Consider the following 19,707-nt stretch of genomic DNA (forward strand, 5'->3'; position numbering starts at 1 on the left):
TGCCTCAGATATGCAGGATGAATTCGCGTACCAGCTTGCTGCCGAAGTAGGCCAGCATCAGCAGGCAGAACCCTGCGAGGGTCCAGCGAATGGCCTTGTGGCCGCGCCAGCCGAGCTGGTGGCGACCCCAGAGCAGAACGGCGAACACCACCCAGGCGAAGCAGGACAGGATGGTCTTGTGCGCCAGGTGCTGGGCGAACAGGTCGTCGATGTACAGCGCGCCGGACAGTAGCGACAGCGACAGCAGCAGCCAGCCCGCGAAGAGAAAGCCGAACAGCAGGCTCTCCATGGTCTGCAGCGGCGGGAAGTTGCGGATGAGCCCAGATGGATGCTTGTGCTTGAGCTGGTAGTCCTGCAGTAGCAGCAGGACCGACTGGAACACGGCGATGGTCAGCATGCCGTAGGCCAGGATCGAGAACAGGATGTGGGCGAGGATGCCGGGGTGTTCGTCGATCGGGTTGATGGTGCCGCTGGGAATGAATTCCGCCGCCAGCACCGTCAGGGTGCCGAGCGGAAACAGCAGCAACAGCAGGTTCTCCACCGGAATGCGGGCGCAGGCCAGGAGGATCAGGGCGATGACGGCGCAGGCGATCAGGCTGGCGGCGTTGAAGAAGTCCAGATTCAGGCCGTGGGCGTCATACAGCTGGAAGAACAGGCTGACGACATGCAGGCACAGGGCAAGCGTACCGAGCGCTACCAGCAGGCGTTTGTCCGGGATGCTGCGCTTGGTCAGGCGCAGCCCTTGATAAGCAGTGGCGCCGGCATAAAGGAAGGCGGCGGCAAGACTGGGCAACAGAGGGTGCATAAATCCGTGTAAGGCGAGCCCGAAAGGCGCTGAGTGTGGCACAGAAGGGTATCGGCACGAAAGACTGGCGGCGGTGTCGGCCGCTCGGCGACTTCGCTATAATCCGCCGCTTGTCGCACATCCGGTACGCCGGGTCGCACCCTATTCAAGGAACGCGCATGTTCGAAAATCTTACCGATCGCCTGTCCCAGACGCTGCGTAACGTCACGGGCAAGGCCAAGCTGACCGAAGACAACATCAAGGACACCCTGCGTGAAGTGCGCATGGCGCTGCTCGAGGCCGACGTGGCTTTGCCGGTGGTCAAGGAGTTCGTCGGCAAGGTCAAGGAACGCGCCGTCGGCACCGAGGTGTCCAAGAGCCTGACCCCGGGCCAGGCCTTCGTGAAGATCGTCCGCGCCGAGCTGGAAGAGCTGATGGGCGCGGCCAACGAGGACCTGGCGCTGAATGCCGCGCCGCCTGCCGTGGTGCTGATGGCTGGTCTGCAGGGTGCGGGCAAGACCACCACCGCCGGCAAGCTGGCCAAGTTCCTCAAGGAGCGCAAGAAGAAGTCGGTGTTGCTGGTCTCTGCCGACGTCTATCGTCCGGCGGCGATCAAGCAGCTGGAAACCCTGGCTGGCGACCTCGACGTCACCTTCTTCCCCTCCGATGCCAGCCAGAAGCCGGTGGACATCGCCAACGCGGCGATCCGCGAGGCCAAGCTCAAGTTCATCGACGTGGTCATCCTCGATACCGCCGGTCGCCTGGCCGTCGACGCCGAGATGATGGCCGAGATCCAGGCGCTGCACGCGGCGGTCAAGCCGGTGGAGACGCTGTTCGTGGTCGATGCCATGACCGGCCAGGATGCCGCCAACACGGCCAAGGCGTTCAGCGACGCGCTGCCGCTGACCGGCGTGGTGCTGACCAAGGTCGACGGCGACGCCCGTGGCGGTGCCGCGCTGTCGGTGCGGCATATCACCGGCAAGCCGATCAAGTTCATCGGTATGGGCGAGAAGAGCGATGCGCTCGAGCCTTTCCACCCTGATCGTATTGCCTCGCGCATCCTCGGCATGGGCGACGTGCTCAGCCTCATCGAGCAGGCCGAGCAGACCCTCGACCGCGAGAAGGCCGAGAAGCTCACCAAGAAGCTGAAGAAGGGCAAGGGCTTCGATCTCGAAGACTTCCGCGACCAGCTGCAGCAGATGAAGAACATGGGCGGCCTTGGCGGCCTGATGGACAAGTTGCCGTCCATCGGCGGCGTCAACCTGTCGCAGATGGGCAACGCCCAGGGCGCGGCCGAGAAGCAGTTCAAGCAGATGGAGGCGATCATCAACTCGATGACGCCTGCCGAGCGACGTGACCCGGAGATGATCAGCGGTTCGCGCAAGCGCCGTATCGCGCAGGGTTCCGGCACCCAGGTGCAGGACATCGGGCGTCTGATCAAGCAGCACAAGCAGATGCAGAAGATGATGAAGAAATTCACCGCCAAGGGCGGCATGGCCAAGATGATGCGCGGCATGGGCGGCATGTTGCCCGGCGGCGGCATGCCGAAATTCTGATCTCTGCAGCCCGGTCGATGGCCGGCTGGAAAAAGAGATTTGCAAACCGCCGCATAATCCTTAAAATATGCGGCCTTTCGGGCCCAGGCCCATTTTTAATGTGTGCCTCAAGTTAGCACCGACTATAGGAACGATGTTCACATGGTAACCATCCGTCTTGCTCGTGGCGGCTCCAAAAAGCGCCCCTTCTACCACCTGACCGTGACCAACAGCCGCAATGCGCGCGATGGTCGTTTCGTTGAGCGTATCGGTTTCTTCAACCCGATCGCTGCCGGTGGCGAAGTGCGTCTGTCCGTCGACCAGGAGCGTGCGACCTACTGGCTGGGCCAGGGCGCTCAGCCGTCTGAGCGTGTTGCTCAGCTGCTCAAGGAAGCTGCCAAGGCTGCTGCCTAAGCATCTTTATGAGTACGACGCCGGCCGTCGCCGAGGACCTGATCGTTCTCGGCAAGATTGTCTCGGTGCACGGCGTCAGGGGTGAAGTGAAGGTGTACTCCTTTACCGATCCCATCGATAACGTGCTCGATTACCGAAACTGGACGCTCAAGCGTGACGGTGAGGTAAAGAAAGTGGAACTGGCCAGCGGCCGCCTGCAAGGCAAGGTGCTGGTAGCCAAGTTGAAGGGTTTGGATGATCGCGAAGTCGCGCGTAGCTACGCCGGTTTCGAGATCTGCGTGCCGCGTAGCGAGCTGCCGGATCTGGAGGAAGGTGAGTTCTACTGGTACCAGTTGCAAGGCTTGAAGGTCATCGATCAGGCAGGGCAGTTGCTCGGTGTGATCGACCACTTGTTCGAGACCGGTGCCAACGATGTGATGGTGGTCAAGGCCTGCGCGGGCAGCCTGGATGATCGCGAGCGGCTGTTGCCCTATACGGAGCAATGCGTGCTGTCGATCGACCTGGCCGCTGGCGAGATGCGGGTCGACTGGGATGCGGATTTCTAAGGCTCATGCGCGTAGAAGTCATCACGCTGTTCCCGGAGATGTTCGCCGCCATTGGCGAGTACGGCATCACCAGTCGTGCGGTGAGGCAGGAGCTGCTCAAGCTCAACTGCTGGAATCCGCGGGACTACACAACGGATCGCCACCATACGGTGGATGACCGTCCCTTCGGCGGTGGCCCGGGGATGGTGATGAAGATCAAGCCTCTCGAGGATGCCCTGGTCAGCGCCAGGCAAGCCGCGGGGGAGACGGCGAAGGTGATTTACCTGTCGCCGCAGGGGCGTCGTCTGAATCAGGCGGCGGTCCGCGAGCTGGCGCAGGAGGATGCACTGATCCTGATCGCCGGTCGTTATGAAGGCATCGACGAGCGTTTCATCGAGACGCATGTCGATGAGGAATGGTCGATTGGCGACTACGTCCTGTCCGGCGGTGAGCTGCCGGCCATGGTGCTGATCGATGCGGTGACGCGCCTTTTGCCTGGTGCATTGGGTCATGCCGATTCGGCCGAGGAGGACTCCTTTACGGATGGCCTGCTCGACTGCCCGCACTACACCCGACCGGAGGTGTATGCGGATAAACGTGTTCCTGACGTGTTGCTTAGTGGCAACCACGAACACATCCGGCGCTGGCGTTTGCAGCAGTCCCTTGGTCGGACCTGGGAACGTCGCGCTGATCTTCTGGATAGCCGCTCGCTTTCTGGAGAAGAGAAGAAGCTGCTGGAGGAATACATCCGCCAGCGGGACGATAGTTAACGTATCGATGGCAGGCCGGGAGGCTTGTCTTAGGAGCGCAGCATGACCAACAAGATTATCCAGATGCTCGAAGCCGAGCAGATGAACAAAGAAATCCCGACTTTCGCACCGGGCGACACCGTTGTCGTGCAAGTGAAAGTGAAGGAAGGCGACCGTCAGCGTCTGCAGGCCTTCGAAGGCGTCGTTATCGCCAAGCGTAACCGTGGCCTGAACAGCGCTTTCACCGTGCGCAAGATCTCCAGCGGTGTAGGCGTCGAGCGTACCTTCCAGACCTACTCGCCGCTGGTCGACAGCCTGAGCGTCAAGCGTCGCGGTGACGTGCGCAAGGCCAAGCTGTACTACCTGCGCGACCTGTCCGGCAAAGCCGCGCGCATCAAGGAAAAGCTGTCCTAAGTTCGGACGCTTCTCTGAAAAAAGCAGCCTACGGGCTGCTTTTTTCGTTTCTGGGCCGCGTTGACCGATGGGTTTCGTGGCCAGGTCCATCCATAGAATGAGCAGTCGTGGCATGACCCCGAGAGAGCAGGAAATCCAGCGGCGTACCCAGTTGTCGGAAACCCGCGTGACCAAGGCGGTGTTCCCGCCGACCACCAACCATCACAACACCCTGTTCGGCGGCACGGCGCTGGCCTGGATGGACGAGGTGTCGTTCATCGCCGCCACGCGTTTCTGCCGCCTGCCGCTGGTGACCGTGTCCAGCGATCGTATCGATTTCAAGCATGCGATCCCGGCGGGGTCGATCGTCGAGTTGATCGGTCGGGTGGTCAAGGTTGGCAACACCAGCCTCAAGGTGGAGGTCGAGGTGTTCGTCGAGGGCCTTTACCAGGAGGGGCGCGAGCGGGCCATCAGCGGCAGTTTCAGCTTCGTCGCCGTCGACGAGCAGCAGAAGCCGGTGCCAGTGCTGCCGGGCTTCGCGCATTAGGCGTGCAGCGGCTCAGGGGCGCAGGCTGACTTTCAGGCTGGCCTGCGACAGGTCGATGTTGTGCAGGCTCAGGTTGCCGAAGCTCTGCCCGGCAGGGGCGCCCTTGACCCGGATGTTGTCGAAGCGCAGCTCTCCGATCGAGCTGGGCAGGTTGACGTTGAACGAACCGTCGTTGTTCAGCGTCGAGCGCAGCTTGCCGGTGTCGTAGCGCACGTCGCTCAGGCGGGTTTCGGCGTCCAGGTTGTCGAGTACCGGCATCACCAGCTTGGCCAGCTGCTTGACCGTGCCCAGTCCGTCGCCGCTTTCCGCACGCAGCAGCAGCCCCTGCAGCGCGTCGTCCAGGCCCTGCGCGCTGACCTCGCTCATCTCGCTGTCGCTCAGTGACTGCATGCCTCGCGGCGTTTCTTCCTGGCTGATGCTGCTGGGGGGCTGCAGGCGCTGGATGTCGGCGCTGGCCATCTGAAAGGGGGTCATCAGCGCGGCCACCAGGGTGGCGGCGAGGCGCAGGTTGCTCTGCTTCTTCAGTGCCTTGCCCAGTTGCTTCTGGGTCAGCAGACCCTGTTCCACCAGCACCTCGCCGAGGCGCTTGTGGCTGGTCAGCTGTACCTTGATGGCAGCATCCAGCTGCGCGGTGCTGATCAGTCCCTTGTTGATCAGTATCTGGCCGAGTCGAGAGTTGACGTGCTGGGACATGACGGGCTACCAAGTGTGTGATGGCATGGTGGAATCATGGGTGTGACATCCCTGTCTGTCACCCAACCAAAGATAGGCTACCCCGCAGTCGATCCCGTGGCCGCGGGTTGTTCCTCTACGGGCGCGGCAGGTGCTGTTTCCTCTGTTTCGATAAGTGCCATCAGTGTCCAGCCCGTGCCGGGCGTGAAGGCCAGTGGCTGGGTGGCGATGTGCAGCCAGCCGTTGGGAGCGCGGGCCAGCAGCAGGGTCGCGCGCTTGCCGTACAGCGCGGTGTAGGCATCCCAGTCGAAGGTCTCGCTCAGGGTGGTGCTGCGGACCTCGTCGCCACGCGCCAGCCGGCTGGCGAATTGAGGATAGCTCAGCGCCTGGCTGCCGATCGCCGTGCCCCGTACTTCATCGCTGCTGCGATGCTTGTCGCTGCGCCTGCCGTCGGCGCTGGTGGGCAGGGTGAAGCGCCGGTTGCTCGGGAAGTCATGGCGGAAATGCATGCAGGCCAGGGCGTTCAGCTCCGCCGACGGCGCCAGTGCCAGCAGGTGGCCGAGGCCGACCAGGTCCAGGTGCGCTTCGGCGTGTTGCGAGGTCGGGTTGCCGAAGTAGGTGGGCAGTCCGGCCATGCGCGCGGCGCGGATGTTTTCCCAGCTCGAGTCGGTCAGCAGGACCTGGCTGCCGAGCCCCTGGATGGCCTTGCCCACTGCCCGGGCGACCGGGTTGGCGCCGACGATCAGGAAGCCGCTCGGCGAGGGTTCCGTCACCTTCAACAGGCGCGCCAGCGGGCGCGCCGTGGCGCTTTGCAGCACCACGGTGCCGATGATGACCAGGAAGGTCAGCGGCACCAGCAGCTGGGCCTGTTCGTTCCCCTGCTGCTCCAGGCGCAGGGCGAAGATCGCCGAGACCGCGGCGGCGACGATGCCGCGCGGGGCGATCCAGGCCAGCAGGGCGCGTTCACGCCAGTTCAGGCTCGAGCCCAGCGTGCAGGCGAGGATGTTCAGCGGCCGGGCGATCAGCTGGATCACGGCGAGCAGCACCAGCGTCGCCGGCCCCAGGGCCAGCAGGGCGTAGAGGTCCAGCCGGGCGGCGAGGATGATGAACAGGCCGGAGATCAGCAGCACGCTGAGGTTCTCCTTGAAATGCAGGATCGGGCGGATGTCCACGCCGCGCATGTTGGCCAGCCACATGCCCATGATCGTCACCGCCAGCAGGCCGGACTCGTGCACCAGCAGGTTAGCGGCGATGAAGATGCCCAGCACGGCGGCCAGCGAGGCGAAGTTGTGCAGGTACTCCGGCAGCCAGCGACGGCGCAGGACGATACCGAAGGCCCAGCCGGCGGCGGCGCCGAGCAGGCTGCCGCAGGCGATCACCGCGGCGAAGGTGCTGAGGCTCTCGCTCAGCGCGTTGCCTTCGCCGTAGCTGACGATGAAGGCGAAGGTCACCACCGCCAGCAGGGCGCCGATGGGGTCGATGACGATGCCTTCCCAGCGCAGGATGTTGGCGACTGCCGATGTGGGGCGAACCACGCGCAGCATCGGGGCGATCACCGTTGGGCCGGTCACCAGCGTCAGGGTGCCGAACAGCAGGGCGAGGTCCCAGGCGAAGCCCAGCAGGTAGTGGCTGGCCAGGCTGATCACGGCCCAGGTGAGTAGGGCGCCGAGGGTCACCAGGCGATGCACGACCTTGCCGATCTCGCGCCATTCGGAGAGGTGCAGGGTCAGGCTGCCTTCGAACAGGATCAGGGCGACGGCCAGCGAGATGAAGGGAAACAGCAACGGGCCGAACAGCTCCTGCGGGTCGAGCAGACCCAGCAGGGGGCCGGCGAGAATGCCGCCGAACAGCAGGAACAGAATGGCCGGCAGGCGCAGTCGCCAGGCCAGCCATTGGCTGGCCAGTGCCAGCAAGCCGATGCCGCCCAGGCTCAGCAGGATCTGTGTTTCGCTCATCGAATCTCCCTATCTGGTATTTCTGGAAACTGCCTGCGCGGCCATCACTGCGTCGAAAACAGGCGCAAAGTGCTCATTCATAGCGCGTAGACTGCACGTCTTCGCCTGTTCTTGCCTTGCGCTGGCTGCCTCGCCCACGGCTGTAGAGTTGCCCTATCGCGGTGAGGCTGTGGAAAACTAGCGGCACATTTTGTCATGGGTCGTCGATGTCAACGTTAACTCATCCCCTGATCGAGCGCTTCCTCGAGGCGTTGTGGTTGGAAAAGGGGCTCTCCGCCCATACGCAGGCCGCCTATCGCAGCGACCTGGAGCACTTCAACGCCTGGCTGGATGCGCGTGGTCTGGCATTGCAGCACATCGGCCGCGACGCGATTCTCGATCACCTGGCCTGGCGCCTGGAGCAGGGCTACCAGGCGCGCTCGACGGCGCGCTTCCTGTCCGGGCTGCGGGGGTTCTACCGTTTCCTGCTGCGCGAGACCCTGATCGGCGAAGACCCGACGTTGCAGGTCGACCTGCCGCAGATCGGTCGGCCGCTGCCCAAGTCGCTGTCGGAGGCCGATGTCGAGGCCCTGTTGCAGGCGCCCGATCTGGACGACCCCATCGGCCTGCGCGATCGCGCCATGCTCGAGGTGCTCTACGCCTGCGGGTTGCGGGTCAGCGAGCTGGTGGGCCTGACGCTGGAGCAGGTCAATCTGCGCCAGGGGGTGTTGCGGGTGTTCGGCAAGGGCAGCAAGGAACGCCTGGTGCCGCTGGGCGAGGAGGCCATCGCCTGGATCGAGCGCTACACGCGCGAGGCGCGCCCGCTGTTGCTCGGCGGCAAGCCCAGTGATGTGCTGTTTCCCAGTCTGCGGGGTGAGCAGATGACCCGGCAGACCTTCTGGCACCGGATCAAGCACCAGGCCCGCGTCGCGGGGATCGCCAAGGCGCTGTCGCCGCATACCCTGCGGCATGCCTTCGCCACCCACCTGCTCAACCATGGTGCCGATCTGCGCGTGGTGCAGATGCTGCTGGGGCACAGCGACCTGTCCACCACGCAGATCTATACCCACATCGCCCGCGCGCGACTGCAGGAACTGCACGCCCAGCATCATCCGCGCGGCTGATCGCGGATGAACGAAACCCCGCCGTCGTTGCCGAGGGCGGGGTGCGTTCTGCCGGTGGTTTATTTCAGGCTGTTCTTCAGCGCCTGGGCGGCCTGGTCCATGGCACTGCGTACCGCTGGGACCTCCGCGATCACGTTGAGCAGCCCGTAGTCATGGATCATGCCGTTGTAGCGCACCGAGGTGACCGCGACGCCGGCGGCGTTCAGGCGGCGAGCGTAGGCTTCGCCTTCATCGCGCAGCACGTCCATCTCGGCGGTCTGCACCAGTGCCGGCGGCAGGCCCTGCAACTGTTCCAGGCTGGCGCGCAGCGGCGAGGCGTAGACCTCGTTACGCTGCTTCGGGTCGCTGGTGTAGTTGTCCCAGAACCATTCCATCATGCCGCGGGTCAGGAAGTGGCCTTCGGCGAACTGGTTGTAGGACGCGTTGTTGAAGTTGGCATCGGTGACCGGCCACAGCAGCAACTGGAAGCGCAGCTTCGGTGTACCGGCGGCCTTCGCCTTGAGGGCGACCACGGCCGCCATGTTGCCGCCGACGCTGTTGCCGGCCACGGCCAGGCGCGAGCCGTCGACACCGATCTTGCTGCCGTTGTCCGCGACCCATTTGGTCGCTGCATAGGCCTGGTTGATCGCGGTCGGGTACCTGGCTTCCGGCGACGGCGTGTAGTCGACGTAGATCGCCGCGGCGCCGGAGCCCACCACCAGGTCACGGATCAGCCGCTCGTGGGTCGGATAGTCACCCAGTACCCAGCCGCCACCGTGGAAGAACATGAAGCCGGGCAGTACGCCGCGAGCGCCTTCGGGACGCACCACCTTGAGGGTGATGGCCTGGCCGTCCACATCGATGGTCCTGGTCTCCACGGTGATGCCGGACAGGTCCACCTTGACGCTGGTCTGGGCGCCCACCAGCACGCCGCGGGCGTCTTTCGGGGTGAGCGTTTCCAGGGGCTGGCCAGCACCTGCGGCCAGTGCGTCGAGGAAGCCCTGGGTGTTGCGTTCCACGCCGGGGCTGCCGGCGGCGAAGCTGTTGCCGATGGCCAGGGCGAGCAGCCCGGCGGTCAGGGTGCGAGAGATGTTCATGGTCAAACTCCTGTCGTTAGGTGGGGCTGCTGGGTTCAGTTCTGGTTGCTGCACACGCTGGACAGCTGTTCGTAGTCGAGGACGTGCACCTCGCCCGCGCTGTTGCGGTAGGTCATCTTCGCCGTCACGACCTCGCACTGCGGGCTATTCGGCACCTCGATGGCGATCACCTTGGCGATATCCAGGTCCTGCCCGTAGCGATAGGGCGTGGCTTGCGCGCCGTGGGCGACGCTGGTCAGCGAGGCGCCAAGCGAGAGAGTCGTCAGGGCGATGGCGAACAGGGGGCGGGTTTTCATGCTGCTTCTCCTCTCGGGCAGCGCTCGGGTCCTGGCCGCGAGCGCTGGCTGCTGTCTGTCAGACGATGGTCAGGGTGACGTCGATGTTGCCGCGGGTGGCGTTGGAGTACGGGCAGACGATGTGCGCGCGATCCACCAGGGTCTGTGCCGCTTCAGGGGCGAGGCCGGGCAGGCTGATCCGCAGCTCGACCTCGATGCCGAAGCCGGTGGGGATGGCGCCGATGCCTACGGTGCCTTCGATGAAGGTGTCAGCCGGGATGCTCAGCTTGTCGCGGGCCGCGACGAACTTCAGCGCGCCGAGGAAGCAGGCGGAATAGCCGGCTGCGAACAGTTGCTCGGGGTTGGTGCCGTTGCCGCCTGCGCCGCCGAGTTCCTTCGGGGTGGTCAGGGCGATGTCCAGGATGCCGTCGGAGGAGACGGCGCGGCCTTCACGGCCACCAAAGGCTTCGGCGGTTGCACGGTAGAGAACGTTTTCGATGGTCATGGCGGTAATCCTCTTGGGTTGGGGTTGGATGGAGTGGTTCGCTAATGATTTGTGCGCTAACCGTTTCCATGGAGCGAACTGTATTGCGCCAATGATTTGTGCGCAAGATAAGTTTATCGAGTATTTCGCTATATGGATATGTTGCGCAGGAATAAGGAGCGAAGAGGGGTGGAGGGTGCGCGCGTAAAATGCCCGTGTGCTGCTGGTGCGTGCGCCGTCTGTTAGCTGTTCGGCTGTCTGCGACGCCATCTGTGGTAGGCTGTTGCGATTTTCACCGGTCCGTCGTTCGACAGGAGTGTTCATGTCCCTGACCCGTATTTCCGCTGCCCTGGCGCTCATGCTGGGCGCTGGCGTCTCGATGGCTGCAGAACCTGACCAGGCCATTCGTCAGGCGCTGAAGTCGCTCGACGCCAACTTGCCGATCGAAGCCATTGCCGAGAGCCCGATGTCGGGCATCTATCAGGTTCAGCTGGAGGGTGGGCGGCAGCTCTACACCAGTGCGGACGGCCAGTTCCTGATCCAGGGCTATCTGTTCCAGGTCAAGGATGGCAAAGCGGTCAACCTCACCGAGATCGAAGAGAGCCGTGCGGTGGCCAAGCAGATCAATGCCATTCCGGCCAAGGAAATGGTGGTGTTCGCGCCCAAGGCGCCGAAAACCCATATCACCGTGTTCACCGACACCGATTGTGGCTACTGCCAGAAGCTGCACAGCGAAGTGCCGGAGCTCAATCGCCTGGGTGTCGAAGTGCGCTACGTGGCCTTCCCGCGCCAGGGCCTGAACAGCCCGGCAGCCAAGGAACTGGCCAGCGTCTGGTGCAGCAAGGATCGCCAGGCGGCGATGAACCTGGCCAAGACTCGCCAGGCGGTGCCGGAGGCGGACTGCGACAACCCGGTGGCCAAGCAGTATCAGTTGGGCCAGATGATCGGTGTCAACGGTACGCCGGCCATCGTGCTGGCCAACGGCAAGATGATTCCGGGTTACCAGCCGGCGCCGCAGCTGGCCAGGATCGCCCTGGAGTCGAACGATTGAGTGCGGATTGACTAACAAACAGCCGCTTCGTAATGTGCGGCTCTTTTCGGCGGCCGGGGCTTGCTCCGGCCGTTTTATGCAGTGCTGATGGGGATATAGAGCGTGAAGCCGGTCAAAGTGGGTATCTGTGGGCTGGGGACCGTAGGTGGCGGTACTCTGAATGTACTCAAGCGCAACGCCGAGGAAATTACCCGGCGTGCCGGTCGCGGCATCGAGATTGCCCAGATCGCCATTCGTTCGCCCAAGCCGCAGTACGACACGACCGGTATCCAGATCACCCGTGACGTCTTCGAGCTGGTCAACAACCCGGACATCGATGTGGTCGTCGAGCTGATCGGCGGCTACACCCTGGCCCGCGAGCTGGTGCTCAAGGCCATCGACAACGGCAAGCACGTGGTCACCGCGAACAAGGCGCTGATCGCCGTACACGGCAACGAGATCTTCGCCCGTGCCCGCGAGAAGGGCGTGATCGTCGCGTTCGAGGCGGCGGTTGCCGGTGGCATTCCGGTGATCAAGGCGATTCGCGAAGGCCTGGCGGCCAACCGCATCAACTGGCTGGCCGGCATCATCAACGGCACCGGCAACTTCATCCTCACCGAGATGCGTGAGAAGGGGCGTGCCTTCGAGGACGTGCTCAAGGAAGCTCAGGCGCTGGGTTATGCCGAGGCCGATCCGACCTTCGACGTCGAAGGCATCGACGCCGCGCACAAGCTGACCATCCTGGCCTCCATCGCCTTCGGCGTGCCGCTGCAGTTCGACAAGGCCTACACCGAAGGCATCACCCGGCTGACCACTGCCGACGTGAACTATGCCGAGGCACTGGGCTATCGCATCAAGCACCTGGGTGTCGCCCGTCGTACCGAGGCCGGCATCGAGCTGCGCGTGCACCCGACGTTGATCCCGGCGGACCGCCTGATCGCCAACGTCAACGGCGTGATGAACGCGGTGATGGTCAATGGCGATGCCGTCGGCAGCACCCTGTACTACGGTGCCGGTGCGGGCATGGAGCCGACCGCCTCGGCGGTGGTGGCGGACCTGGTGGACGTGGTGCGTGCCCTGACCACCGACCCGACCAATCGCGTGCCGCACCTGGCGTTCCAGCCTGACTCGCTGTCCGATCACCCGATCCTGCCCATCGAGCAGTGCGAGAGCGCCTACTACCTGCGTATCCAGGCCAAGGATCACCCGGGTGTGCTGGCGCAGGTGGCGAGCATCCTCTCCGAGCGTGGCATCAACATCGAGTCGATCATGCAGAAGGAAGCCGAGGAGCAGGACGGCCTGGTGCCGATGATCCTGGTGACTCACCGTGTGATCGAGGCGCGCATCATCGACGCCATCGCCGCCATGGAAGCGCTGGACGGCGTGACGTCGCCGGTCATGCGCCTGCGTGTCGAGCAGCTCAACTAACAGTAGCTGCAAGCGCCAGGTCTCAAGCTGCAAGCGGAGCGCTGCTTCTCTTGTGGCTTGAAGCCTGTAGCTTGTCGCTCAAACCGAAGGTTTGAAATACATGCGCTATATCAGTACTCGCGGCCAGGCGCCGGCCCTGAATTTCGAAGACGTGCTGCTGGCCGGCCTGGCCAGTGATGGTGGCCTCTACGTGCCGGAGAACCTGCCGCGCTTCACCGTAGAGGAAATCGCCTCCTGGGCGGGCTTGCCGTACCACGAGCTGGCGTTCCGCGTGATGCGCCCGTTCGTGGCGGGTTCCATCGCCGATGCCGACTTCAAGAAGATCCTCGAAGAGACCTATGGTGTCTTCGCGCACAACGCCGTGGCGCCGCTGCGCCAGCTGAACGGCAACGAGTGGGTCATGGAGCTGTTCCACGGTCCGACCCTGGCGTTCAAGGACTTCGCCCTGCAACTGCTTGGTCGCCTGCTCGACCACGTGCTGGCCAGGCGTGGCGAGCGTGTGGTGATCATGGGGGCGACCAGTGGTGATACCGGTTCCGCCGCCATCGAAGGCTGCAAGGCCTGCGACAATGTCGACATCTTCATCATGCACCCGCACAACCGGGTGTCCGAAGTGCAGCGTCGGCAGATGACCACCATCCTCGGCGAGAACATCCACAACATCGCCATCGAAGGCAACTTCGACGACTGCCAGGAGATGGTCAAGGCCAGCTTCGCCGACCAGGGCTTCCTCAAGGGCACCCGTCTGGTGGCGGTCAACTCGATCAACTGGGCGCGGATCATGGCCCAGATCGTCTACTACTTCCACGCTGCGCTGCAGCTCGGCGCGCCGGCGCGTTCGGTGGCCTTCTCGGTGCCGACCGGCAACTTCGGCGACATCTTCGCCGGTTACCTGGCGCGCAACATGGGCCTGCCGGTCAGTCAGCTGATCGTCGCCACCAACCGCAACGACATCCTGCACCGCTTCATGAGCGGCAATCAGTACGTCAAGGAAACCCTGCATCCGACCCTGTCGCCGTCGATGGACATCATGGTCTCGTCCAACTTCGAGCGGCTGCTGTTCGACCTGCACGGTCGCAATGGCGCCGCCATCGCCGGTCTGATGGACAGCTTCAAGCAGGGTGGCGGCTTCAGTGTCGAGGAAGATCGCTGGGTCGAGGCGCGCAAGCTGTTCGACTCGCTGGCGGTGAATGACGAGCAGACCTGTGAAACCATCACCGAGGTGTACAAGGAGTGCGGCGAGCTGCTCGACCCGCACACGGCCATCGGCGTGCGCGCAGCGCGTGAATGCCGTCGCAGCCTGGCCGCGCCGATGGTGGTGCTGGGTACCGCGCACCCGGTCAAGTTCCCCGAGGCGGTGGAGAAGGCTGGTATCGATGCGGTGCCGGCGTTGCCGGCGCACCTGGCCGACCTGTTCCAGCGCGATGAGCGTTGCACCGTGCTGGCCAACGACCTGAAGGTCGTGCAGCAGTTCGTCGCGGCGCATGGCAATCGCGGCAAGCCGCTCTGAGTCGTCTGTCAGCATGCAACCGGCGCCCCAGTGGCGCCGGTTTCGTTTGGGCCTGGCTCAGAGGCTGAAGATCAGCACCAGCAGCGCCGTCAGGGTGATCAGCGTCAGCCAGATCAGAGCATTGAGGCGGCTGGCGCGGAGGATGGCGGCGCCGCGCAGGTGGACGGGAGGGTTGTCCTCCAGATACTGGTCGATGCGGCGTTCGGCCTCCTTCTGGTCGGCCGCCAGGTATTCGCTGAGCAGGTCGATGGCGGCCTGGCGCTGCTCGGCATGCAGCAGCTGGCGTACAGCGGGTGGCAGTTCGTTCATGCTGCTGCCGCTCTCCTGTGTTGGTCGGTTGGGGTCATAACTGCGACCGGGTTAGCGCTTTTTTCCGTGCGCCCTGCGTGTGGCTGAGGTTTAATTCGACACGTCGCGAATGGATGCGTTCTAGCCCGATCATGGATGAGCCCTGGCCCCTGCCTCTTTTCTTTTCGTTCCCGTCTGCTGATCGGCTCGTTTCGTGCCGAGGATGACGCCTGCGCGCTCGCCTGACGAACGGCATCACATTTATCACATGTAATCACTTTACGACTCACATGTAAGGGTCTAGGCTGTTGTTCATGGAAAGCAAATCATCAGCCCATTACCAGCGTCTTTATCGTCAGCGCCTGCGCGAGCAGGGGCTGGTGAAGAAGGAAGTCTGGATCTTGCCCGAGCACGCACCGCTGCTGGTTGCGTTCGAGCGCAAACTACGCCAGCCGCAGTCGATGCTGGTTCCGATGGAGAAGGAGGAGGATATGAGCATGCCTCAGGTTTGGACCGCCAAGGCGCTGCATGAAGCGCTGGCGGCAACGGAGTTGTTCCAGAGCGGGCAGGCCGGCATCGAGCTGATTCAGGGCGCCGACGCCAGTCTGCACATCACCATGCGCGAATATGGCGACCTGCCGCTGTTCGTTGCCGTGTTCGGCGAGCAGATCATCGTCGAGGCGCTGCTCTGGCCAGCGGCGGACGTGAAGGACGGCGCTGCTTTCAACGAGGAAGTGCTGCGCACCCACAAGCTGTTCCCGCTGTCGTCCATCGGCCTGGAGAAGATGGTCGACGGGCGCGACTGCTACACCATGTTCGGCGCGCTGAGCTCCTACTCCACGCTGTCCGATGTGGTGTTCGAGATCGAGCTGCTGGCGGACAACGTGATCAAGGCCACCGAAGCCTACGAAGGCTTCCTCAAGACCGGCGCCTGAGAGGAGAGAATCCATGAACGTCTGGAGCAAATTGCTGACCGCGCTGCGTGGCGGCGCCAACGAGATGGGCGAGGCCGTGGTCGACAGCCAGGCCCTGCGCATTCTCGACCAGGAAATCCGCGACGCCGACAGCGAGCTGCGCAAGTCCAAGGAAGCCCTCGCCGAGATCATGGCCAAGCACAAGTTGGCCAGCGACAAGGTGAGCAAGAGTGCAACCAGCATCGCCGAGTACGAGCAGTACGCTCTCAAGGCGCTGGAAGCGGGCAACGAGACCCTGGCCAAGGAAGTGGCCGAGAAGATCGCCAACCTGGAGGTCGAACAGGCCAGCGAGCGCGAGCAGGCCGAAGGCTTTGCCGCCAGCGTCGCGCAACTGCGCAAGGCCGTGAGTCAGGCCGAGGGCAACATCAAGCGCCTCAAGCAGCAGGTGGATACGGTCAAGGCCACCGAAAGCGTGCAGAAGGCGCAGATGGCTGTGGCCCAGCGCTACGGCGGTTCCCAGGCCAAGCTGCAGACGGCGGTCGAGTCGCTCGAGCGCATCAAGCAGAAGCAGGCCGAGCGTGGTGCGAAGATGGAAGCCTCGGCGGAACTCGCTGCCACCAGCGCACCGGACGACTCGCTGGAGGCCAAGCTGCGAGCTGCGGGCATCAAGGCCGACAGCGCCAGTGCCGACAGTGTGCTGGCGCGCCTGAAGGACAAGTCCAAGGCCTGATCGAGGCTGCATGAACCGGCAGGGGCGAGTGATCGTCCCTGTCGTATGGATTCAGGACAAGGAAAACCATGGAACTCTTCCTGCAGACCGCGCTGTCGTTTCCCACTGCCATCTACAGCTTCCTGCTGTGCGTGGCGGTCATCTATTGGCTGGTGGTCGCGGCCGGCCTGCTCGATATCGACCTGCTCGACATCGAGGCCGACTCGGTGATGGAGGGCGGCGCACAGACCGAAGGCCTGGCGGGGCTGCTGTACAAACTCAAGCTCGACGGCGTACCGGCCACGCTGGTGCTGACCCTGCTGTTCTTTTTCGCCTGGTTCGCCTGCTACTTCATCGAACTGTGGCTGCTGCGTCACCTGCCGCTGGGCATCCTGCGCTATCCGCTCGGCCTGGTGGTGATCGTCGCCTCCTTCCTCCTGGCTGCGCCGCTCTGCGCGGCCATCTGCCGGCCGCTGCGCCCGCTGTTCCAGAAAGTCGAGGCGATCAGCAGCAAGTCGGTGCTGGGTCAGGTGGCGGTGGTCCGCAGCGGCAAGGTCACCGAGCGCCACGGCGAGGCGGTGCTGGAAGACGGCGGCGCGGGGCTGATCCTGCGTGTGCGCGCCGACGAGGCACTGGGCTTCAAGCGCGGCGACCGCGTGGTGCTGCTGGAGTACCTGGCTGCCGAACATGCCTACCGGGTCATCACCGAAGAAGAGTTTCGAGGCGTATAGCGTCTGCCGACAATCCGTACGTCACACAGGGCTGGCAGGGTAGGGCATCGCCGAACCTGTCTGCACAATTAGCAAAGGAGTACAGCTGTAATGGAAAACCTCATTCCCTTCATCGTCGGGGCGGGGCTGGTCGTTCTCTTCGTGATCGCCCTGATCGCGCTGTTCAAGGCGTTCTACATCAAGGTTCCGCAGGGCACCGCGCTGATCGTCAACGACATGAGCTCGACGCCCAAGGTGCACTTCACCGGTTCCCTGGTGTACCCGGTGATCCACCTCAAGGAGTTCATGAAGATCTCCCTGATCACCCTGGAAGTGGACCGTCGTGCCAAGGACGGTCTGATCTGCCGTGACAACCTGCGTGCCGACATCACCGTGGCCTTCTACCTGCGCGTCAACGAGACCCAGGAAGACGTGCTCAAGGTGGCCAAGGCCATCGGTGTCGATCGTGCCTCCGATCGTGGCGCGGTCAACGAGCTGTTCAATGCCAAGTTCTCCGAGGCGCTGAAAACCGTCGGCAAGCAGTTCGACTTCGTCCAGCTGTTCGAGAACCGCCAGGATTTCCGCGACCGCATCGTCGAGGTGATCGGCAACGACCTCAACGGTTACGTGCTGGAAGACGTGGCCATCGACTACCTGGAGCAGACCTCCAAGGTGTCGCTGGACCCGAGCAACATCCTCGACGCCGAGGGTATCCGCAAGATCACCGAGCTGACCGCTGCGCAGAACGTCATCACCAACGAGCTCGAGCGCAACGAAGAACTGGCGATCAAGAAGAAGAACGTCGAAACCCGCGAAGCGACCCTGTCGCTCGAGCGTCAGCAGGCCGATGCCGAGGCGCGGCAGAAGCGCGAGATCGAAACCATCCGCGCCCGTGAGGAAGCCGAGACCCTCAAGGTCCGTGAAGAAGAGCGCCTGAAGGCCGAGCAGGCGCGCATCCAGACCCAGCAGGAGCTGGACATCCGCGCCGAGAACCATCAGCGCGAAGTGGAAGTGGCGCAGCAGAACCGCCAGCGTGCCGTGGTCATCGAGGTGGAGAAAGTCACCCGTGCCAAGGACCTGGAAGTGGTGGCCCGCGAGCGCGAAGTCGAGCTGCAGCGCATCGAGAAGGAAAAGGCGCTGGAAGAAGAGCGCAAGAACATCGCCGGTGTGATCCGCGAGCGCGTGGCGGTCGAGAAGACCGTGGCCCAGGAAGAAGAACGCATCAAGGAAGTGCGCGAAGTGTCCGAGGCCGAGCGCCTCAAGCAGGTCACCGTACTCAATGCCCAGGCCGAGGCCGAGCAGGAGCTGGTGCGTCAGGTCAAGCAGGCCGAAGCCGACGAGGCGCGTTCCAAGCACAAGGCGGTCGAGATCAACACCCTGGCCCAGGCCGAGCTGGAAGCGGCCTCCAAGAGCGCCGAGGCCAAGAAGAAGCTGGCCGAAGGGATCGAAGCCGAGCGTGCCGCGCCTGGCCTGGCCGATGCCAAGGTGCGCGAAGTCACCGCTGCGGCGAAAGAGAAGGAAGGCCTGGCCGAGGCTCGCGTGCAGGCTGAGCGCCTGATCGCCGATGCCAAGGGCGAGCAGGAAAAAGGTCTGGCCGAAGCCCGTGTGCTGGAAGCACAAGCCTCGGCGAAGGAGAAGGACGGTCTGGCCGAAGCCAAGGTGCTGGAGGAGAAACTCTCCGCCCAGGCACGCGGCGAGGAGCAACTGGGTCTGGCCAAGGCCAAGGCGACCAAGGAACAGGGTTCGGCCGAAGCCGCGATCCTGCTGGAGCGCCTCAGCGCCGAAGCCGAGGGTCTGGGCAAGAAGTTCGGTGCGCTGGATTCGCTCAGCGACGCGGCACGCGCTCACGAAGAGTTCCGCATGCAGCTGGAGAAGAGCTTCGAAGAGGCCATGGCCGCCATCGACGCCAACAAGGACATCGCCAAGGACCAGGCCGAAGTGCTGGCCGCTGCCATGGCCAAGGCGAAGATCGAGATCGTCGGCGGCGAGGGCGACTTCTTCAACTCCTTCGCCAAGTCGCTGTCGGTGGGCAAGGCCATCGAAGGCGTGGTCGGCAAGAGCCCGGTGGTGCAGGACGTGATTTCCCGCCTGCTGGCCGGCAAGGCCGCATCCGCCGCGCCGGTCGTCGCCCCGAGCGCTGGTTCGGAGCAGGCCTGATAGCAGGGTGGGCGACGCGCAGCATGTCCACCGCTTGCATCGCCAAAGGTGGACAGAAAGCGTTGTCCACCCTGCCGACCATCCATTCATTGCTAGGTCCGGTGGGAGGTGCTTGAGCGGCGATTTTCGCGGCTCCAGCCATCCCGCGGCCCTATCGTTCGACCAATCAGGGACTACGCAATGTCAGAATCAAGAGACTATCTGGAGATGACCTTTCGCTCGATCCAGTGCTTCAGTAACGACGGCCGCCTGGATGCGCAGGAGCTCAAGAGTCTGCTGGAGATCGCCGAGCGCGATGGCGTGATCGACGACAACGAAGTACGGGTGCTGCGCAAGATCATCGCCCAGGTACGCCCCGAGGAAATCGACGCGGCGCTGCGCGACAAGATCGCCATCGTCGAGCAGAAGATCGGCGCGTAACCCACCGGGTGGCTTGCCCACCCGCAGAGT

General features: G+C 63.8%; 22 protein-coding genes. 15 read left to right on the plus strand and 7 right to left on the minus strand.

What is annotated here, in order from left to right; genetic code table 11:
• Positions 1-4: 4 nt before the first annotated feature.
• Positions 5-805: an inner membrane protein YpjD gene (locus E4487_RS04165; protein WP_037049443.1), complete on the minus strand. Its 801-nt coding sequence runs from the start codon at positions 803-805 to the stop codon at positions 5-7.
• A 158-nt stretch (positions 806-963) separates the two neighbouring features.
• Between E4487_RS04165 and ffh the strand changes: the two genes are divergently transcribed.
• The 6 genes from ffh (at position 964) to E4487_RS04195 (ending at position 4,946) form a co-directional block, all read left to right on the plus strand.
• Positions 964-2,340 carry a signal recognition particle protein gene (ffh, locus tag E4487_RS04170; protein ID WP_037049441.1) on the plus strand — a complete coding sequence of 459 codons (1,377 nt, stop codon included), beginning with the start codon at positions 964-966 and terminating at the stop codon, positions 2,338-2,340.
• 141 nt (positions 2,341-2,481) lie between these two features.
• Positions 2,482-2,733 carry a 30S ribosomal protein S16 gene (rpsP, locus tag E4487_RS04175; RefSeq protein WP_003246162.1) on the plus strand — a complete coding sequence of 84 codons (252 nt, stop codon included), beginning with the start codon at positions 2,482-2,484 and terminating at the stop codon, positions 2,731-2,733.
• An 8-nt stretch (positions 2,734-2,741) separates the two neighbouring features.
• On the plus strand, positions 2,742-3,278 hold the full coding sequence (rimM, locus tag E4487_RS04180) for a ribosome maturation factor RimM (protein WP_037049438.1): 537 nt from the start codon (positions 2,742-2,744) through the stop codon (positions 3,276-3,278).
• Positions 3,279-3,283: 5 nt separating this feature from the next.
• The gene (gene trmD, locus E4487_RS04185; RefSeq protein WP_175252771.1) at positions 3,284-4,027 is read left to right on the plus strand and encodes a tRNA (guanosine(37)-N1)-methyltransferase TrmD; all 744 of its coding nucleotides are present in this window, start codon (positions 3,284-3,286) and stop codon (positions 4,025-4,027) included.
• 42 nt (positions 4,028-4,069) lie between these two features.
• Positions 4,070-4,420, plus strand: coding sequence for a 50S ribosomal protein L19 (gene rplS, locus E4487_RS04190; protein WP_003246155.1), 351 nt, complete (start codon positions 4,070-4,072; stop codon positions 4,418-4,420).
• Between the two features lie 112 nt (positions 4,421-4,532).
• On the plus strand, positions 4,533-4,946 hold the full coding sequence (locus E4487_RS04195) for an acyl-CoA thioesterase (RefSeq protein WP_150606107.1): 414 nt from the start codon (positions 4,533-4,535) through the stop codon (positions 4,944-4,946).
• Positions 4,947-4,958: 12 nt separating this feature from the next.
• Here E4487_RS04195 and E4487_RS04200 read toward each other — a convergent pair whose 3' ends face one another.
• Positions 4,959-5,639, minus strand: coding sequence for a hypothetical protein (locus E4487_RS04200; protein ID WP_037049430.1), 681 nt, complete (start codon positions 5,637-5,639; stop codon positions 4,959-4,961).
• 77 nt (positions 5,640-5,716) lie between these two features.
• Complete coding sequence (locus E4487_RS04205; protein WP_175252772.1) at positions 5,717-7,573, minus strand: sodium:proton antiporter; 1,857 nt, start codon at positions 7,571-7,573, stop codon at positions 5,717-5,719.
• Between the two features lie 206 nt (positions 7,574-7,779).
• On the opposite strand from E4487_RS04205, the gene xerD reads away from it, so the two are divergent.
• Positions 7,780-8,676, plus strand: a complete 897-nt coding sequence (gene xerD, locus E4487_RS04210; protein ID WP_037049426.1) for a site-specific tyrosine recombinase XerD — start codon at positions 7,780-7,782, stop codon at positions 8,674-8,676.
• 59 nt (positions 8,677-8,735) lie between these two features.
• Here the strand turns inward: xerD and E4487_RS04215 are convergent, their stop codons facing one another.
• From E4487_RS04215 to E4487_RS04225, 3 genes are read right to left on the minus strand one after another with little or no spacing between them, the layout of a single operon-like run.
• Positions 8,736-9,752 carry an alpha/beta hydrolase gene (locus tag E4487_RS04215; protein WP_175252773.1) on the minus strand — a complete coding sequence of 339 codons (1,017 nt, stop codon included), beginning with the start codon at positions 9,750-9,752 and terminating at the stop codon, positions 8,736-8,738.
• A 35-nt stretch (positions 9,753-9,787) separates the two neighbouring features.
• A complete protein-coding gene (locus E4487_RS04220) occupies positions 9,788-10,048 on the minus strand; it encodes a DUF2790 domain-containing protein (RefSeq protein ID WP_037049420.1) in 261 nt (86 codons plus the stop codon).
• A 58-nt stretch (positions 10,049-10,106) separates the two neighbouring features.
• On the minus strand, positions 10,107-10,532 hold the full coding sequence (locus E4487_RS04225; RefSeq protein ID WP_036994554.1) for an organic hydroperoxide resistance protein: 426 nt from the start codon (positions 10,530-10,532) through the stop codon (positions 10,107-10,109).
• 301 nt (positions 10,533-10,833) lie between these two features.
• Here E4487_RS04225 and E4487_RS04230 point away from each other — a divergent pair, with 301 nt between their 5' ends.
• The 3 genes from E4487_RS04230 to thrC all read left to right on the plus strand — a co-directional run bounded on the left by E4487_RS04230 (position 10,834) and on the right by thrC (position 14,479).
• Complete coding sequence (locus tag E4487_RS04230) at positions 10,834-11,562, plus strand: disulfide isomerase DsbC N-terminal domain-containing protein (protein WP_047589945.1); 729 nt, start codon at positions 10,834-10,836, stop codon at positions 11,560-11,562.
• 102 nt (positions 11,563-11,664) lie between these two features.
• Complete coding sequence (locus E4487_RS04235; protein WP_037049416.1) at positions 11,665-12,969, plus strand: homoserine dehydrogenase; 1,305 nt, start codon at positions 11,665-11,667, stop codon at positions 12,967-12,969.
• Positions 12,970-13,069: 100 nt separating this feature from the next.
• A complete protein-coding gene (gene thrC, locus E4487_RS04240; RefSeq protein ID WP_175252774.1) occupies positions 13,070-14,479 on the plus strand; it encodes a threonine synthase in 1,410 nt (469 codons plus the stop codon).
• Between the two features lie 57 nt (positions 14,480-14,536).
• On the opposite strand, the gene E4487_RS04245 is transcribed toward thrC, so the two are convergent.
• Positions 14,537-14,788 (minus strand): hypothetical protein, encoded by a 252-nt coding sequence (locus E4487_RS04245; RefSeq protein WP_037049414.1) that lies wholly within the window; start codon positions 14,786-14,788, stop codon positions 14,537-14,539.
• A 293-nt stretch (positions 14,789-15,081) separates the two neighbouring features.
• Here E4487_RS04245 and E4487_RS04250 point away from each other — a divergent pair, with 293 nt between their 5' ends.
• The 5 genes from E4487_RS04250 to E4487_RS04270 all read left to right on the plus strand — a co-directional run bounded on the left by E4487_RS04250 (position 15,082) and on the right by E4487_RS04270 (position 19,677).
• Positions 15,082-15,702, plus strand: coding sequence for a YjfI family protein (locus tag E4487_RS04250; protein ID WP_134677058.1), 621 nt, complete (start codon positions 15,082-15,084; stop codon positions 15,700-15,702).
• Between the two features lie 13 nt (positions 15,703-15,715).
• Positions 15,716-16,411 carry a PspA/IM30 family protein gene (locus tag E4487_RS04255; protein ID WP_037049412.1) on the plus strand — a complete coding sequence of 232 codons (696 nt, stop codon included), beginning with the start codon at positions 15,716-15,718 and terminating at the stop codon, positions 16,409-16,411.
• Positions 16,412-16,479: 68 nt separating this feature from the next.
• Positions 16,480-17,121 (plus strand): OB-fold-containig protein, encoded by a 642-nt coding sequence (locus E4487_RS04260; protein ID WP_134677060.1) that lies wholly within the window; start codon positions 16,480-16,482, stop codon positions 17,119-17,121.
• A 90-nt stretch (positions 17,122-17,211) separates the two neighbouring features.
• The gene (locus E4487_RS04265) at positions 17,212-19,257 is read left to right on the plus strand and encodes a flotillin family protein (RefSeq protein ID WP_037049406.1); all 2,046 of its coding nucleotides are present in this window, start codon (positions 17,212-17,214) and stop codon (positions 19,255-19,257) included.
• Between the two features lie 180 nt (positions 19,258-19,437).
• Entirely contained in the window at positions 19,438-19,677 is a 240-nt protein-coding gene (locus E4487_RS04270; RefSeq protein WP_037049404.1) for a hypothetical protein, read from the plus strand.
• Positions 19,678-19,707 lie beyond the last annotated feature (30 nt).

Origin of the sequence: Pseudomonas sp. BMW13, from assembly GCF_013357275.1 — a bacterium.
Lineage (GTDB): Bacteria > Pseudomonadota > Gammaproteobacteria > Pseudomonadales > Pseudomonadaceae > Aquipseudomonas > Aquipseudomonas khazarica.